The organism is Streptomyces sp. NPDC014891 (genome assembly GCF_043081085.1).
Taxonomy (GTDB): Bacteria; Actinomycetota; Actinomycetes; order Streptomycetales; family Streptomycetaceae; genus Streptomyces.
Map to the genome: position 1 here is coordinate 207,548 of NZ_JBIBWF010000007.1, position 15,216 is coordinate 222,763.

Here is a 15,216-nt window from a genome sequence, read left to right on the forward strand (position 1 = left end):
TTTTCCGCCTCCTCAGTCCAGCCAGCCCAGTCTGACGGCCCGCACTCCCGCCTCGAAGCGGCTCGACGCACCCAATTCCTGCATGAGTTCGGAGAGCATGCGACTCACCGTGCGCAGGGAGACCCCGAGATTCCGCGCGATCTTCTCGTCCTTCATCCCGGCCGCGAGCATCTGCAGCGCCGCCTGCTGCTGCTCCGAGAGGCCGTCCCCGCCCCGCTCGGGCGCCACGTGGTCCCCGTAGGGCGAGGCCGTGTGCCAGCAGTGCTCGTACAGGCTCAGGAAGGAACGGACGAGGAGCGGCCCGCGGGCCAGGATCGCGCCCTCCCCGGGCGCCTCCGGGCGCAGCGGCACGATCGCGTACTGCTCGTCGACGATGACCATCGTCATCGGAAGGTCGGGCGCGATCCGCACCTCGACCCCCAGCTCGGCACGGCGGTTGAGGACCTCCGCCGCCTCCGGCCGCGCGGCGTCCCGGCCGCGGTAGATGGCGCGGACCCGCACCCCGTGGGCCAGCTTGCGGCGGTCGCGCTCGAAGATCCGCTCGGGGACCTGCCGGGCCGGGCCGGTCGGGTACATCGAGCACGACGCCTCCTGCGTGACGTCGATGATGTCCTCCAGCGCCTGCTGGATGCGCCGGTAGTCGGTGATCGCCTCGACCGCGATCTCGGAACGGGTCAGCGACCCCGGCCGGAGGAACGTGCCGGCCAGTGTCTCCAGTGCGCCGTACGCCTGGTCCGCCTCGGCCAGGTGCTCGCGCAGCCGGGCGCGTTCGCGGTCCAGGATGCGCAGCAGCGCGATCTCCGGATCGACCGAGGCGACCGCGTCCGCGTCGGGCTGCCACCGCGCGTCGCGAAGGTCGGCGCTCGTGGCGTGGGTGCTGGTGGTGGGGACGATCAGACCGAGGGAGATCAGTTCGGCCCGACATCGCTCGTACTCCTCCGCCCCGATCCCTAACTCCTTCGCGACCTGCGGGAAGTTGGACACGCCGCGCCGGCGCAGCTCCCGGTGGAGGGCCACCAGCTGCGCGTCGGCGCCCCCGCCGGACCGGCCGTCCGCCCGGCCGTCCGCCCGGCCGTCCCCCTCGTAGCCATCGGTCGTGATCACGGCGAGGTTCCCCCTTCTCTTCGTGGTCCGGTCTCCCGAATCGCCAGGTTACGTGCCCCACGCGCGCCGGTCCCCGGTCAGGAGACCGGTCGGGAGGGCCCCGACCTAGGGGGTGTGCTCGTAGGGGTCGCCGTCGAGCAGGCCGAGCCGGGCGGCCTGTACGCCCGCCTCGAAGCGGCTGGCCGCGCCCAGTTCCTGCATCACCTCGGAGATGAGCCGGCTGACGGTGCGCAGGGAGACGCCGAGGCTCCGGGCCACCTGCTCGTCCTTGATGCCGGACGCGAGCATCCGGAGCGCGGCCCGCTGCTGCTCGGTCAGTCCGCCGCCGTCGTGCGGGGCCGGTGCGGCGTGGCCGTACGGGGTGGCCGCGTTCCAGCAGTAGGCGTACAGGGCGAGGTAGGAGCGGACCAGCCCCGGCCCCCTGGCGAGGATGGCGGCGGACTCCGGGTCGCGCGGGTCGGTGGGGAGCAGGGCGAAGTTCTCGTCGGCGAGGACCATGTTCATGGGGACGACGGGGGAGAGCCGCACCTCGACGCCGAGCGCGGCCCGCTCCGCGAGGTGCTGCACCATCTCGGGGACCTGGCCGACCCGCTGGCTGTACATGGCCTGGACCCGCACGCCGCGGGCCACCCGGTCCCGGTCCCGGTCGAGCTCCCGGGTCATCTCCTCGCGGCGTACCGATCCGGTCAGCATCGAGTGCACCGAGCGGCGCACCGTGTGTGTCAGGTCGGCGAGTTCGCGGCGGATGCGCTCGGGGTCGTCGACGATCCGCACCTCGACCTCGGAGCCGGTCTCCGTGCCGGCCCGCAGGAACGGTCCGGCCAGCGTCTCCAGCGCGGTGTGGGCCCGGCTGGTCTCGGCGAGCCGGCTCTCCAGGCGCTCGCGCTCGTGCTGGAGGAGCCGGAGCAGGGCGACGTCGGGAGCCACCACGGCGGGAGCGGTTCCGGAGGCCGATCCCGCGTGCGGATCGATCAGCCCGAGTCCCGTCAACTCGCCGCGGCAGCGCTCGCGTTCGGCCTCGGTGAGGTCCAGCCGGCGGGCGATCGCGTCGAGGGGTTCGCCTGGGCTGGCGCGGAGTTCCCGGTAGAGGGCGAGGGACTGCTCGCTTGCCGTACGCGCTCCGGCGGCGTTTCTGGACACGGCGAAGCAGACTCCCCTCGGATCGCGCGGATCCTGTCGAAACGCCCCGCTCGACCCTGTCACAGATTCGAACGTGCCGCACGGTGTTCCCGTGCTTTCAGCGGGCGGGGTCCGCCGCCCGGCAGGCGGGGCAGAGACCCTTGAAGACCACCTCGGCGTCGCTGACCGCCCAGGCGGTCAGACTGCCGCGCGGCGGCGCGGGCGCGGCCGCCGTCACGTTCTCCACCCGGCCGCAGTTCAGGCAGAGGGCGTGCTGGTGCGCGGGGCCGGAGATCTCGAACACGGCGGGCAGGCCGGGCCGGTCGAACTTGCTGACCAGGCCGGTCTCCTGGAAGTGCCGCAGCATCTCGTACACGGCCTGGCTGGTCAGCGTGCCGAGGCGCTCGCGGGCGGTCGTGGTGATCGCCTCGACGTCGAGATGGCCGCCGGCGGCGAGCACCGTGAGCACCTCCAGGCGCGGTCCCGTGACCCGCAGGCCGACGTCGCGCAGGCGCTGGATCACCGCCTCGCGGCCCGTCAGCTCTTCCACGCCTGCCATCTTCTCCGCCCGCCCGCTCGCCGTCTGGTCGGCTCAAACCTTTGTGGGCATCGTACCTCTTGCTCGTCAACCCCGTCAGGACGCCGTTCGGTCGTCGGCCCTGCACACGAGCAGCACGGACTCGGTCCGCTCGTCGATCCGGTGGCGCCGTCGGCCCTCGATGCGCAGGCCCGCGGAGTGCAGCTCCGCCGCGAGCCGCTCGGGCTCCACGATCCACTTGTCGGTGGTCAGGACGACCCGCTCCGAGGACAGCTTCCCGGTCCTGGCCGCGTAGTACGTGATCCGCTCGCTCATCGACGGCAGGTCGAAGACCTGCCGGGCCACCACCCACTCGTCGATGCCGTCGAAGCGCGGCACCTGGAACGCCCACGTCCGCCGCGGCTCCGCGATCAGCCCCGGCAGCTGGTGCGCCGTGTAGTCCAGGGCGAGGGCCCCGCCCGCCTGGAGGTGGGACGCCACCTCGCGCAGCAGCGCGGGCCGCCGCGCCGGGGGGACGGCGGCGACCATGGCGCCCGCCAGCAGCGCGAGCCGGTAGCTGCCCCGGAGCCGCAGCTCGGTCAGGTCCGTCCGGTGGGTGGCCACCAGGCCGGCCACCTGTGGACCGATCCGGCGCGCCCAGCCGTCGAGGCGCTCCAGGGCCGGGGCGTCCCGGTCCACGGCCTCCACGGCGAAGCCGTGCCGGGCGAACGGGACGGCGAGCCGCCCGGCGCCGGAGCCGAGGTCCAGAACGGGTCCGCCGGTGGAGCGGGCGAGGCTGAGGTACCGGACGATGTCCGCGCTGTGCGGGCCGAGCAGGGCGTCGTGCAGCCAGACGGAGCCCTCGTCGGCGGGGGAGACGGATTCGAGGCCGGGCAGGGTGTCCGAGGCGACCCGGATCCCGGCGCCGGGCGCCGGCTCCCCGTCGTGTCGGGACGGCAGAACCGGAGCGAACGCCGCGGGCACGACGGGCAGGGAAGTGCCGCTCGGTGTGTGCATCGCTCCTCCAGGGGCTCGCTCGGTCCGTGCCGTCCGGGCGAGGTACCCGTGCCGCCGGGCCCGCGCCGCTGGACCCATCCTGACCTGGGGGAGAACCCCGATCCAGCGGATGGGGCTGCGTGAACACGCGATGGCGTGCTTCTGCCACGCCCGCGGAGCGCGCCCGCCGCTACAGCGTCCGGCTCCAGCGCCGGGCGGACAGGGCGGCGAAGCCCAGGTGGCTGTAGAACGGCAGGGCCGGGTCCGCCTCCGCCGGGAGCTCCACCCGCTGGTGCCGGGCCCCGAAGTCCCGCATCCGGTCCGTGGCCGCCGCCAGCAGGGCCGTGCCCACGCCCCGGCGGCGGGAGCCGGACGCCACCGCGAGGGCGTACACCTCGCCCTCGCCCGGCACCGGCACGCCGCCGGCGGCGACGCCGACGACCGAGCCCTCCGCGTCCGTCGCGACGAGCCAGCCGAGCCAACCGGGCGCGCCCCCGGGAATTTCAATTTCCGCTCGTATGCGGGGCAGTGCGCATTGGGCGGAGATCAGTCGCCGCATCGGGATTTCGTCCAGGATTCCCGTGTAGCTGCTCCGAATGGCGTCGGCAAGCAGCCTGGATATCGTCGTCGCATCGCCGGCCGCGGCCGTTCGAACGCCAGCCAGCTGCATCGGTTCTGTACCCTTCGACGTGCCGAACCCGAGCCCCAACGTACCCACAATAGCGGGGAATTCAGTTGTCCGTGACCGATGCGAAATCTACGAATTCGCTTAGTAATTAGCGCTGTTCGGCAGGTCGAGTGTCCTGAAGCGGGCGGGTCGAAGCGGGTCGATTAACCGGGGAAGGAACAGCAGGCGACGATCAGCGGCGTCATGGCGAGACCCGCGGCGGCGATCGTCATGAGGCCGCGCAGCACCGGATGGCCGGCGCGGTGCGGTGTGAGGATCCGCCGCATCCGCAGCGCGGCCGAGGGCCCGCCCGCCGCGAACGCGGACCGCGGGGCCCGACCCGACGCGAGCGCGTACAGCGCCGTGGCCAGCGCGTCCCGCGTGCACCGGCGCAACGCCCGGTCGTCCGCCGCCATTTCGAGCAGCAGGGGTACGGATCCCACCCCGTGCCGGGCGAGCGGCAGGCGCGAGAAGACGGCCGCGAAGGCCTCCGACGCGGCGACGAGGAGATGGTGGCGGCCCGTGATGTGGGCCCGCTCGTGCGCGAGCGCCGCCGCGAGCTGGTCCGGGGTGAGGGTGTCCACCGCGCCGGAGGAGACGACGACCCGCCGCGAACTGCCCGGCAGGCAGTACACGGCGGGGCGCGCGTCGTCGAGGACGGTGGCCCGCAGCGCCGGGTCGTACCGCCCGACGAGCCGCAGCACCCCCGCGTGCCGCAGCCGCGCCCGGCGGGCCCCGGCCAGACGCCGGAGGAACGCGGCGGTGGGCAGCGAGAGCACCCCGAGGGAGAGCGCGAACGCGATGCGCTCCCGCCCGTCCAGGTGCAGGAGCTGCGAGACCGTGGGCGGTTGGAGCGCGAACATCATGTCGGCGAGGCGGTGGCTGCCGGCGGCGGTCAGGACCAGCTGGGCCGGCAGCAGGGCGGTCGCGGCGGCGAAGGCGGCGCCGCAGGCGGCCCAGACGCCGAGCGCGAGCCGGGGCGCCTGCTGGGCCCAGCGGGCCCGGACGAGCAGCCAGGGGACGAGGAAGCCGGTGAGGAGCACGAGCCCGAGCGGGACGAGGACGTGATGGTTCACGTTCACGCGCCGCTCCCGCCGTCGAGGTCCGGGTCGTGGTCGCCGCGGGCGGCGCGGAGGGCCGCGTCGAGGGCGTCCATGTCCTCGTCCGAGATGGCCTCCACGAAGCGCAGGAGGGCGGCGGGGCGGTCCTGGCTGTCGCCGAGCGCGTCCCGCATCAGACCGGCGGTGTACTCCTCGCGGCCGCGCACGGGCTCGTACAGCCAGGCGCGGCCGGCCTTCTCGCGGCGGAGCCAGCCCTTGCGGTGCAGGATGTCCGCCACGGTCATGACGGTCGTGTAGGCGACCCGGCGGCCGCGGTTGATGTCGTCGACGATCTCGCGGACCGTGGCGGGCCGCTGCCAGGCCCACAGTCGGTCCATGATCTCGGCCTCCAGCTCTCCCAGCCGGCGCACGTGCATCCCCTCCCCCTACGGGCGGCTCATCGTACGGGCCGCTCCCCTCGCTCAGGTATACCCCCCAGGGGTACGCTGGGGGGATGTCCGCCCTCATGAAGTTCCCGCTGTCGCACCGTCCCTGCGCGCAGGTCTGCGCCTCCGGTCCGCCCGGAACGGTCGAGTTGGTGCTCCTCCGGCAGCTCCTCGGCCTCTGCCTCCGGCTGCGTCTCACGCTGTCCGCCGACTGTCCCTGGCGCACGGGCGGTTGAGACCTCCCCGGCAGTCCGTCAGGTCGCCCGGCCGGAGCCGGACCCGCCGCACGGGGCCGGACCCGACCGGGCGGGGGCCGGTCGGGTCCGGTGCGGCCGGCCGGGCCGGCCGGTCACGTGCGGATCAGCCGGGCGATCGCCTTCGACGCCTCGCCGACCTTCACCTTCGCCTGGTCCCCGCCCTGGGCGATGGCCTCCGTCACGCAGCAGCTCAGGTGCTCGTCGAGCAGGGCCACCGCACAGGACTGGAGCGCCGCGTTGATCGCGGAGACCTGAGTGAGGACGTCGATGCAGTAGACGTCCTCGTCGACCATCCGCTGCACCCCCCTGACCTGGCCCTCGATCCGGCGCAGGCGTCTGATGATGTCTTCCTTGTGCTGTCCGTAACCGGCCATGGCAGTCTCCCCGTCACTTCGCTGAGTCGGCGTCGGATCACTTGTCGGCGGCCTGGAAGCCCCGCAGCCGCAGGCTGTTGCCGACCACGAAGACCGAGGAGAAGGCCATGGCCGCGCCCGCGATCATCGGGTTGAGCAGTCCGGCCGCGGCCAGCGGCAGGGCGGCCACGTTGTAGGCGAAGGCCCAGAAGAGGTTCGACCGGATCGTTCCCAGAGTCTTGCGGGAGAGCCGGATCGCGTCGGCCGCGGCCCGCAGGTCGCCCCGTACGAGGGTCAGGTCGCCGGCCTCGATGGCGGCGTCCGTGCCGGTGCCCATCGCCAGGCCGAGGTCGGCCTGGGCGAGCGCGGCCGCGTCGTTCACGCCGTCGCCGACCATGGCGACCGAACGGCCCTCGGCCTGGAGCCGCTTGACGACGTCGACCTTGTCCTGCGGCATGACCTCCGCGATGACCTCGTCGATGCCGACCTCGGCGGCGACGGCCCCGGCCACCGCCTTGTTGTCCCCGGTGAGCAGGATCGGGGTCAGGCCGAGGCCGCGGAGCCGCCGGATGGCCTCGGGGCTGGTCTCCTTGACGGCGTCGGCGACCTCCAGGACCGCGCGGGCCTCCCCGTCCCAGGCCACCGCGATGGCGGTCCTGCCGGCCTTCTCGGCGGCCTCCTTCGCGGACCGCAGGCCGGCGGGCAGCGTGATGGCCCACTCGGCGAGGAGCTTCTCGCGGCCGACGAGGACGGCGTGGCCGTCGACGACGCCCTGGACGCCGAGCCCGGGGACGTTGGCGAAGTCCTCGGGGGTGGGCAGGGTGCCGACCTTCGCCGCCGCGCCGGTGGCGACGGCCTGGGCGATCGGGTGCTCGGAGGAGTGCTCCAGGGCGCCCGCGAGCCGCAGCACGGCCTTCTCGTCGGCGCCCTCGGCGGTGTGCACCTTGATGAGGGTCATCCGGCCGGTGGTGACGGTGCCGGTCTTGTCGAGGACGATCGTGTCGACCTTGCGGGTGGTCTCCAGGACCTCGGGGCCCTTGATGAGGATGCCGAGCTGGGCGCCGCGGCCGGTGCCGACCATGAGGGCGGTCGGGGTGGCGAGGCCGAGGGCGCAGGGGCAGGCGATGATCAGGACGGCGACGGCGGCGGTGAAGGCGGCGGTGAGTCCCTGGCCGGTGCCGAGCCAGAAGCCGAGGGTGCCGAGCGCCAGCGCGATCACGATGGGGACGAAGACGGCCGAGATCCGGTCGGCGAGGCGCTGGGCGGCGGCCTTGCCGTTCTGCGCGTCCTCGACGAGCTTCGCCATCCGGGCGAGCTGGGTGTCGGAGCCGACGCGGGTGGCCTCGACGACGAGGCGGCCGCCGGCGTTCAGGGTGGCGCCGGTGACGGAGTCGCCCGCGGAGACCTCGACGGGGACGGACTCGCCGGTGAGCATGGAGGCGTCGACGGCGGAGGAGCCCTCGACGACGGTGCCGTCGGTGGCGATCTTCTCGCCGGGGCGGACCAGGAAGCGGTCGCCGACCTGGAGTTCGGCGGTGGGCACGGTGACCTCGCGGCCCTCGCGCAGCACCGTGACCTCCTTCGCGCCGAGCTGCATCAGCGCCTTGAGCGCCGCGCCCGCCTTGCGCTTCGAGCGGGCCTCGAAGTACCGGCCGGCGAGGATGAAGGCGGTGACGCCGGCCGCGGCCTCCAGGTAGATGTTCCCGGCGCCGTCGGTGCGGGCGATGGTGAACTCGAACGGGTGGGTCATGCCCGGCGTTCCGGCGGTGCCGAAGAACAGCGCCCACAGGGACCACAGGAACGCGGCGATCGTGCCGACCGAGATCAGGGTGTCCATGGTGGCGGCGCCGTGCCGGGCGTTCGTCCAGGCGGCGCGGTGGAACGGCCAGGCGGCGTAGACGACGACCGGCGCGGCGAGGGTGAGGCTCAGCCACTGCCAGTACTCGATCTGCAGCGCCGGGACCATCGCCATGGCGATGACGGGCACGGCGAGGGTGACGGCGGTGACGAGCCGCTGCCGGAGCGGCCGCAGCTCCTCGTCGGCCTTCTCCTCGTCGGAGGGGCCGTCGGGGGAGCCGGGGGTCTCGGACCTGGGCGGCTCGGGCTCGGCGGCGGTGTAGCCGGTGGCCTCGACGGTGGCGATGAGGTCGGCGACGTCGATGTCGGCGTCGAAGGTGACCTTCGCCTTCTCGGTGGCGTAGTTGACGGTGGCCTCGACCCCGTCCATCCGGTTGAGCTTCTTCTCGATGCGGGCCGCGCACGAGGCGCAGGTCATGCCGCCGATGGCGAGCTCGACCTGGGCGCTGCCCGGTGTCGTCGTGGTCATGGCTCTTCCTGCTCCTCGTGAGTACGGGGGTGCCGGGGGCCGGGGCCCGGGCGTGGTGGGCGGGCCCCGGCGGCCGACGGGGCTGTCGGTCAGGCGCGGCCGGTGAGCTCGTAGCCCGCGTCGTCGACCGCCGCGGTGATCGCCGCGTCGTCGGGCTCACCGCCGGTGGTCACGGTGACGAGGCCGCCGGCGACGTCCACGTCGACGGAGAGGACGCCGGCGAGGGCGCTCACGGACGTGGTGATCGCGGTCTTGCAGTGGCCGCAGGTCATGCCGGAGACGGCGTAGACCGTGACGGTGCTGTCGGCGACCGCGACGGCGGTGGTCTCCGCGCCGGTCGAGCAGCTGTTGTCGGGGGTGCAGCAGGAGCCCATGGCTTCTCCTCGGTCGGTTCCGATGGGGCACGATACCCTCGGGGGGTATCGACTTCCCTTCCATGTATACCCCCCGCCCGTATTCGGCGCAAGCAGATCCCCGGCTTGACTTGATACCCCCCAGGGGTATGGTGAAGTGCAGGGAACGGCTAACGACGCCGTCGCCACCCACGTACGGGAGAGCAGCCATGAACACCGGAGTGAAGATCACTGCCTATGCCGCCGCACTCGCCGCGACCTTCGGGGCCGCCTACGGGGTGGGCACGGGCGTCGGTCCCGTCGAGGAGCCGAAGAAGGCCGCCCACGAGGAGCACGCGGCCGCGCCCGAGCCCTCGGGGAGCGCGGCCGCCGACGGCCACGCCGGACACGAGGAGGGCGCCACGCCGGGCACCCCCGCCGCCGCGGACGTCCCCGGCGGCCTTCAGGTCTCCGAGGGCGGCTACACCCTGGCCATGGAGACCCCCGCCCCCGCCGCGGGCCGGAGCACCCTGAAGTTCTCGATCAAGGACTCGGCGGGCCGGAAGGTCACCGCGTTCACCACCGAGCACGGCAAGGAGCTGCACTTCATCGTCGCCTCGCGCGACCTCGGCACCTTCCGTCACCTGCACCCCGTGAAGGCGCCCGACGGCACCTGGTCGGTCACCGCCGACCTGCCCCGCGCCGGCGGCTACAAGGCCTTCGCCGACTTCAAGCCCGCCGCGCCCGGCGCCCGGGGTGTCACGCTCGGCGTCGACCTCTCCGTGCCGGGGGCGTACGCGCCGAAGCCGCTGCCCGCCGCCGCCCCCACCGCCACCGTCGACGGCTACCAGGTCCGCCTCGGCGGCACCCTGGACCCCGGCAAGGCCGGCGAGCTCCGGCTCACCGTCACCAAGGCCGGCAAGCCGGTCACCGACCTGGAGCCGTACCTCGGGGCGTACGGACACCTCGTCGCCCTCCGCGACGGCGACCTCGCCTACCTCCACGTGCACCCCAACGAGGGCGGGCCCGGCCCGGACGTCTCCTTCACCGCGACGGCACCCAGTGCGGGCGCGTACCGGCTGTTCCTCGACTTCCAGCACGAGGGCAAGGTGCGCACGGCGGCCTTCACGGTCACCGCGGGCGCCCCCCGGGCCGGCACCGGGACGCCCGCGCCCGCGGCCGATGGGGCCACGCACGGTGCGGCCGACCACGCGCACGGCTAGGCTGGCCATTGGACTAGACCTGTAGAGACGCATTCATGGAGGAATGGGCTCGATGAGCAACCGTGCAGTCCTTGAGGTGATCGCCCTCGACGAGGAAGACGCGGTCGCTGCCCAGACCGGTGGAGCCGACCGGCTCGAACTCGTCACCGACATGGCGGCGGACGGACTGACCCCGTCCCGGACCGGCTTCGCCGCCATCCGCGCCGCCGTCGACATCCCGCTGCGCGTGATGCTCCGCCTCGCCGACGGCTTCGCCGCCGGCGGTCCCGAGGGCACCGACGCCCTCGTGGCCCGGGCCCTGGAACTGCGCGAGGCCGGCGCCGACGAGTTCGTCCTCGGCTTCCTCACCCCCGACGGCGAACCCGACCTGGTCGCCGTCGAGCGCCTCGTCACCGTCCTCGACGGCTGCCGCTGGACCTTCCACCGGGCCATCGACCGCGCCGCCGACCGCGACGGACTGCGCAAGCGGCTCGCGGACCTGCCCGGCCTCGACACCTACCTGACGGCCGGCGCCGCCACCGGCGTCGACGACGGACTCGCCACCCTCAAGGCGGAGGCCGCCCGCACGGGCGAACCCGGCTACGAGGCCCAGATCCTCGTCGGCGGCGGCCTGCGCCTCGACCACCTCCCCGAACTGCGCGCCGCGGGCCTGGACGCCTTCCACATCGGCGGCGCGGCCCGCCCCCGGGGCTGGGCCGCCCCGGTCTCGGCGGACGCGGTACGCACCTGGCGCGAGGCACTGGACGCCTAGGCCGGACCGGGCGGCCCCCGGGGGCGGCGGCCCCGGGCCCGGCGCGGCGCCGACCGCGGGCGGGCGCGGCGCGGTACGGGCCCGGCCGGGGTGCGGTACCGGCGCCGGCCGGGGTGCGGTACCGGCGCCGCCCGGCCCCCGTGCCGCCCCCCCCGCGCCAGACCCGTCCGGCCCCGCCCGGCCCCGGAAAACGCCTTGGCCGGCCCGGCCCCGCCCGGCCCGGAAAACGCCTCGCCCCGGGCTCGGCCCGGTCGTTAGCCTTGCCCGCATGGCTGCCACCCCGACCGCGCACCCCGTCGAATCGCCCGCCGTCGACGGCGAGCTCGTCGCGCGGCTCGTCGCCGGGCGGTTCCCCGCGTGGGCGGGACTCCCTGTCCGGGCCGTGCGGTCGGCCGGCACGGACAACACCATGTTCCGGCTCGGCGACGACCTCGTCGTACGCCTGCCCCGGGCGGCGCACGCCGCCGGGCACGTCGAGAAGGAGCAGCGCTGGCTGCCCCTGCTCGCCCCGCACCTGCCCCTGGACGTCCCCGTCCCGGTCGGGCGGGCCGCGGCGGGACCCGACTTCCCCTGGCCCTGGTCGGTCTACCGCTGGCTCGACGGCGACGACGCGTACGACGCCCCGCTCACCGACCTCGCCCACGCGGCCGTCGCCCTCGGCCGCTTCGGCGCCGCCCTGCGTGCCGTCGACGCGCACGGCGGCCCCGTCTCCTTCCGGGGCGGCCGCGTCACCACCTGGGAGCAGGGTCAACTCCCGCGCGTCATCCGTGACTTCGGCGCCGAGGGCCTGATCGACGCCGGCCTGGCCGCGGGCTCCTGGGAGGCCGTGCTGCGCCTCCCGCAGTGGGAGGGCCCGCCCGTCTGGATCCACGGCGACCTGCTGCCGGGCAACCTGCTCGGCCGGGACGGGCGCCTCAGCGCCGTCATCGACTTCGGCGGCGTCGGCACCGGGGACCCCGCCTGCGACACGATGCCGGCCTGGACCCTCTTCACCGCCGACACCCGCCCGCTGTTCCGGGAGGCCGCCCGCGTCGACGACGCGACCTGGGCGCGCGGCCGGGGCTGGGCGCTGGCCTGGGGCCTGGTCACCGAGCACTACTACCGTGAGACGAACCCGGTGCTCGCGGCGGTCGCCCGCCGCACCCGCACGGAGGCGCTCGCCGAATACGCGGGGGCGGTCATCCCCTAGGGGCCCCCACGGGGCACGGAGCGACCGTCGCCCCCGGAACCGTCTAGCGCACGACGTCGAAGACGTTCTTCTGGATGCCGTTGGAGTACGCCTCGTGCTCGACGAGCTCCAGCTTCTGCGTGTCCTTGTCCGTCTGGCTGAACAGCCGCTTGCCCGCGCCGAGCAGCAGCGGGAAGACGAGCAGGTGGTACCGGTCGATCAGTCCGGCGTCCGAGAGCGCCCGGCCCAGCGTGGCGCTGCCGTGCATGATGATCGGGCCGCCCTCGGTCTCCTTCAGCGCGGCGACCTCGTCGAGCGAGCGCAGGATCGTGATCTCGCCCCAGTTGTCGACCAGGTCGTCCTCGGTGAGGGTCGTCGACACCACGTACTTCGGCAGCGTCTTGTAGCGGGCGAAGTCCTCCATGTCCGGCCAGACGGCGCTGAACGCCTCGTAGCTCTCCCGGCCGAGGAGCATCGCGCCGGCCTCCTCCTGCTCCTGGCTCTTGAGCGCGTACGCCTCCGGCACGAACTCCGTCTCCTTGAAGGTCCAGCCCGAGTTCCGGTAGCCGGGCTCGCCGCCGGGGGCCTCCACGACACCGTCGAGCGAGACGAAGACGGAACTGATCAGGGTGCGCATCTGGGTTCTCCCGTACGATTCGTGACGGCATTTCAGTAAAGCCGGTCGGTAGCGAGTACAACCTATAGACCGGGGCCCCCGGGGAAACTCATCGGTGCTCGGCGGGTTCTTCCGGACGGGTCGCCGCGGGCCCGCCCCGGCCGCCCCTCAGGCCTGCCCCAGCTGGTGCGGCAGGGGAGCCGAGTGGAGGACCGTCAGCCCCGACACGGCGCGGGTCAGCGCCACGTACAGCCGCCGCAGGCCGGTCCGCTCGTCCGGCTCGCCGTCGACGACGGCCGCCGGCTCGTCCAGGACCACGTAGTCGTACTCCAGGCCCTTCGCGAGCGAGGCGGGGACCAGCGTCAGCCGGGACTCGGCCGTGGTCTCCTCGCCCGGGGAGAGATGCGGCAGGCCGGCCGCCGCCAGGGCCTCGGCGAGCGGGGCGATCCGCGCGTCCGCGGCGATCAGCCCGATCGAGCCCTCGTGCGCCAGCGCCTCGACGCAGGCCGCGACGACGTCCTCGTCGAGCGCGTCCGTACGGCGCACCTCCAGCGAACCGGGGTTCTCCCGCACCGACTCCACCGCCGCGAGCCCGGGCGACATGTGGGGCAGCAGCCGGGAGGCGTACGCGATGACCTCGCGCGGCACGCGGAAACCGGCGGTCAGCTCCTCCACCACCGCGTCCGGCTTCCCCAGGTGCCGCAGTGCCTCCGCCCAGCTCGCCGTCGCCCACGGCGTCGTGCCCTGGGCGAGGTCCCCGAGGACCGTCGCCGAACCGGTCGTGCAGCGCCGGCCCACCGCCCGGTACTGCATCGGGGACAGGTCCTGGGCCTCGTCGACCACGACGTGGCCCAGCGAGTGCGTGCGCTCCACCAGGTCCCGGGCCTCGTCGACGAGGACGGCGTCCGCCGCCGACCACTTCGCCGTCTTCACGCTCCGCGCGGGCTTCGCCCAGAGCAGCAGCTTCTGCTCGTCGTCCGAGAACAGCCCCTCGGCGTGCTCCGCCAGGAACTCCGGGTCCCCGAGCAGCCGCAGCACCAGCTTGGCCGGCTCCACCTGCGGCCAGCACTCCTTCACGACCGCCTTCACCGCCGTGTTCCGTGCGACGGCGTTCTGCACGCGGTCGTCCGGCGCCTCCCCGGCCTCCTCCATCCGCACCAGGACCGCGTGCGCGATGCGCTGCGGAAGCGCCTCGCGGGCCGCCCCGTACCGGATGTCGCGCTCCAGCAACTCCCTTACGATCTGCTCCAGTTCGTGGGCCGGGACCCGCCAGCGGCGCGAGCCGCGCACCACCATGAGGGACTCCTCGGGCAGCGCCACGTGCGCGCGCACCGCGCGCCGCAGCAGCTCCGCCATCCGGGCGTCGCCCTTGACGACGGCGGTGGCCGCCTCGTCGGTGCCCCGCACCTCGACGAGACCGCCCACGAGGTCGTCCACGGTGGCCTGGCTGACCTCCAGCTCGCCGAGGGCGGGGAGGACCTGCTCGATGTAGTGCAGGAAGGACCGGTTCGGTCCGATGACCAGCGTGCCGGTGCGGGCGAGCCGTTCCCGGTGCGCGTACAGCAGGTAGGCGACACGGTGCAGGCCGACGGCGGTCTTGCCGGTCCCGGGCCCGCCCTGCACGCACACGGTCCCGGAGAGGTCGGACCGGACGATCCCGTCCTGCTCGGGCTGGATCGTGGCCACGATGTCCCGCATGGGGCCGACGCGGGGCCGCTCGATCTCGGCCTGGAGCAGCCGGCTGGTCCGCTCCAGCTCCTCCGGGTCGGAGAGGTGCTCGTCCTCGTACGCGGTGAGCTCGCCGCCCGTGTAGCCGAAGCGGCGGCGCAGCCCGACGTCCTGCGGGTCCTTCCGCGAGGCCTGGTAGTACGGCTGGGAGACCGGGGCGCGCCAGTCGATGACCATCGGGTCCCCGTCGGCGTCGTGCACGTGCCGGCGCCCGATGTAGAAGCGTTGCCCCTCCTGCGTCGTGTGCAGGTAGTCGAGCCGCCCGAAGAACAGCGGCGTGTGGGAGAGGTCCGCGAGGGCCTTGATCCGGTCCTCGATCTGCCGCCCGAGGACCAGTGAGTTCACCCAGTTCGCGGTGACGTCCTTGATGTCGAGCGCCTCGACGTCCTCGCGCATGGCGCGCAGGGCGGCGCGGGAGGACGTCAGATGGGCGCGCTCGCGGGCCAGGGGGTCGTCGGATACGGGCACGGACACGGCGGAGCCTCCGGGGCGGGTGCGGCGGGTACACGGACACGTCGAGGTGGCCGCCGGTTACCGACCGGGCGGCGGCTCTCCACGGAGGGAGGCGGGGAA

16 protein-coding genes are annotated in these 15,216 nt (G+C 74.0%); 4 read left to right on the forward strand and 12 right to left on the reverse strand.

All coding sequences use genetic code 11. From position 1 onward, the window contains the following. Window positions 1-12: 12 nt before the first annotated feature. The 7 genes from ACF09E_RS21645 to ACF09E_RS21675 all read right to left on the reverse strand — a co-directional run bounded on the left by ACF09E_RS21645 (window position 13) and on the right by ACF09E_RS21675 (window position 5,874). Window positions 13-1,104 carry a LuxR C-terminal-related transcriptional regulator gene (locus ACF09E_RS21645; RefSeq protein WP_392206578.1) on the reverse strand — a complete coding sequence of 364 codons (1,092 nt, stop codon included), beginning with the start codon at window positions 1,102-1,104 and terminating at the stop codon, window positions 13-15. A gap of 105 nt (window positions 1,105-1,209) precedes the next feature. After that, entirely contained in the window at window positions 1,210-2,244 is a 1,035-nt protein-coding gene (locus tag ACF09E_RS21650; RefSeq protein ID WP_392206579.1) for a LuxR C-terminal-related transcriptional regulator, read from the reverse strand. Between the two features lie 97 nt (window positions 2,245-2,341). Continuing rightward, a complete protein-coding gene (locus ACF09E_RS21655; RefSeq protein ID WP_392206580.1) occupies window positions 2,342-2,773 on the reverse strand; it encodes a Fur family transcriptional regulator in 432 nt (143 codons plus the stop codon). A gap of 84 nt (window positions 2,774-2,857) precedes the next feature. Next, the gene (locus ACF09E_RS21660) at window positions 2,858-3,757 is read right to left on the reverse strand and encodes an SAM-dependent methyltransferase (protein ID WP_392206581.1); all 900 of its coding nucleotides are present in this window, start codon (window positions 3,755-3,757) and stop codon (window positions 2,858-2,860) included. A gap of 169 nt (window positions 3,758-3,926) precedes the next feature. Further along, window positions 3,927-4,295: a GNAT family N-acetyltransferase gene (locus tag ACF09E_RS21665; RefSeq protein ID WP_392206582.1), complete on the reverse strand. Its 369-nt coding sequence runs from the start codon at window positions 4,293-4,295 to the stop codon at window positions 3,927-3,929. 272 nt (window positions 4,296-4,567) lie between these two features. Next, window positions 4,568-5,485 carry a M56 family metallopeptidase gene (locus ACF09E_RS21670; protein WP_392206583.1) on the reverse strand — a complete coding sequence of 306 codons (918 nt, stop codon included), beginning with the start codon at window positions 5,483-5,485 and terminating at the stop codon, window positions 4,568-4,570. Continuing rightward, window positions 5,482-5,874: a BlaI/MecI/CopY family transcriptional regulator gene (locus ACF09E_RS21675; RefSeq protein WP_148001049.1), complete on the reverse strand. Its 393-nt coding sequence runs from the start codon at window positions 5,872-5,874 to the stop codon at window positions 5,482-5,484. The genes ACF09E_RS21670 and ACF09E_RS21675 overlap by 4 nt, the downstream gene beginning before the upstream one ends. Window positions 5,875-5,957: 83 nt before the next feature. On the opposite strand from ACF09E_RS21675, the gene ACF09E_RS21680 reads away from it, so the two are divergent. Continuing rightward, window positions 5,958-6,125, forward strand: a complete 168-nt coding sequence (locus ACF09E_RS21680) for a hypothetical protein (RefSeq protein WP_392206584.1) — start codon at window positions 5,958-5,960, stop codon at window positions 6,123-6,125. 113 nt (window positions 6,126-6,238) lie between these two features. On the opposite strand, the gene ACF09E_RS21685 is transcribed toward ACF09E_RS21680, so the two are convergent. The 3 genes from ACF09E_RS21685 to ACF09E_RS21695 all read right to left on the reverse strand — a co-directional run bounded on the left by ACF09E_RS21685 (window position 6,239) and on the right by ACF09E_RS21695 (window position 9,199). Next, window positions 6,239-6,520 carry a metal-sensitive transcriptional regulator gene (locus tag ACF09E_RS21685; RefSeq protein WP_015035316.1) on the reverse strand — a complete coding sequence of 94 codons (282 nt, stop codon included), beginning with the start codon at window positions 6,518-6,520 and terminating at the stop codon, window positions 6,239-6,241. A 37-nt stretch (window positions 6,521-6,557) separates the two neighbouring features. Further along, window positions 6,558-8,825 (reverse strand): heavy metal translocating P-type ATPase, encoded by a 2,268-nt coding sequence (locus ACF09E_RS21690; RefSeq protein ID WP_392206585.1) that lies wholly within the window; start codon window positions 8,823-8,825, stop codon window positions 6,558-6,560. An 89-nt stretch (window positions 8,826-8,914) separates the two neighbouring features. Then, window positions 8,915-9,199: a heavy-metal-associated domain-containing protein gene (locus ACF09E_RS21695; protein ID WP_388792437.1), complete on the reverse strand. Its 285-nt coding sequence runs from the start codon at window positions 9,197-9,199 to the stop codon at window positions 8,915-8,917. A 188-nt stretch (window positions 9,200-9,387) separates the two neighbouring features. On the opposite strand from ACF09E_RS21695, the gene ACF09E_RS21700 reads away from it, so the two are divergent. The 3 genes from ACF09E_RS21700 (at window position 9,388) to ACF09E_RS21710 (ending at window position 12,320) form a co-directional block, all read left to right on the forward strand. Continuing rightward, window positions 9,388-10,380 carry a hypothetical protein gene (locus ACF09E_RS21700; RefSeq protein ID WP_392206586.1) on the forward strand — a complete coding sequence of 331 codons (993 nt, stop codon included), beginning with the start codon at window positions 9,388-9,390 and terminating at the stop codon, window positions 10,378-10,380. A gap of 52 nt (window positions 10,381-10,432) precedes the next feature. Then, entirely contained in the window at window positions 10,433-11,131 is a 699-nt protein-coding gene (locus ACF09E_RS21705; protein WP_392206587.1) for a copper homeostasis protein CutC, read from the forward strand. Window positions 11,132-11,399: 268 nt separating this feature from the next. Beyond that, window positions 11,400-12,320: an aminoglycoside phosphotransferase family protein gene (locus ACF09E_RS21710; RefSeq protein WP_392206588.1), complete on the forward strand. Its 921-nt coding sequence runs from the start codon at window positions 11,400-11,402 to the stop codon at window positions 12,318-12,320. Window positions 12,321-12,363: 43 nt separating this feature from the next. Here the strand turns inward: ACF09E_RS21710 and ACF09E_RS21715 are convergent, their stop codons facing one another. After that, complete coding sequence (locus tag ACF09E_RS21715; protein ID WP_392206589.1) at window positions 12,364-12,936, reverse strand: dihydrofolate reductase family protein; 573 nt, start codon at window positions 12,934-12,936, stop codon at window positions 12,364-12,366. Between the two features lie 147 nt (window positions 12,937-13,083). Then, window positions 13,084-15,111, reverse strand: a complete 2,028-nt coding sequence (locus ACF09E_RS21720; RefSeq protein ID WP_392206731.1) for a HelD family protein — start codon at window positions 15,109-15,111, stop codon at window positions 13,084-13,086. Window positions 15,112-15,216: the final 105 nt, after the last annotated feature.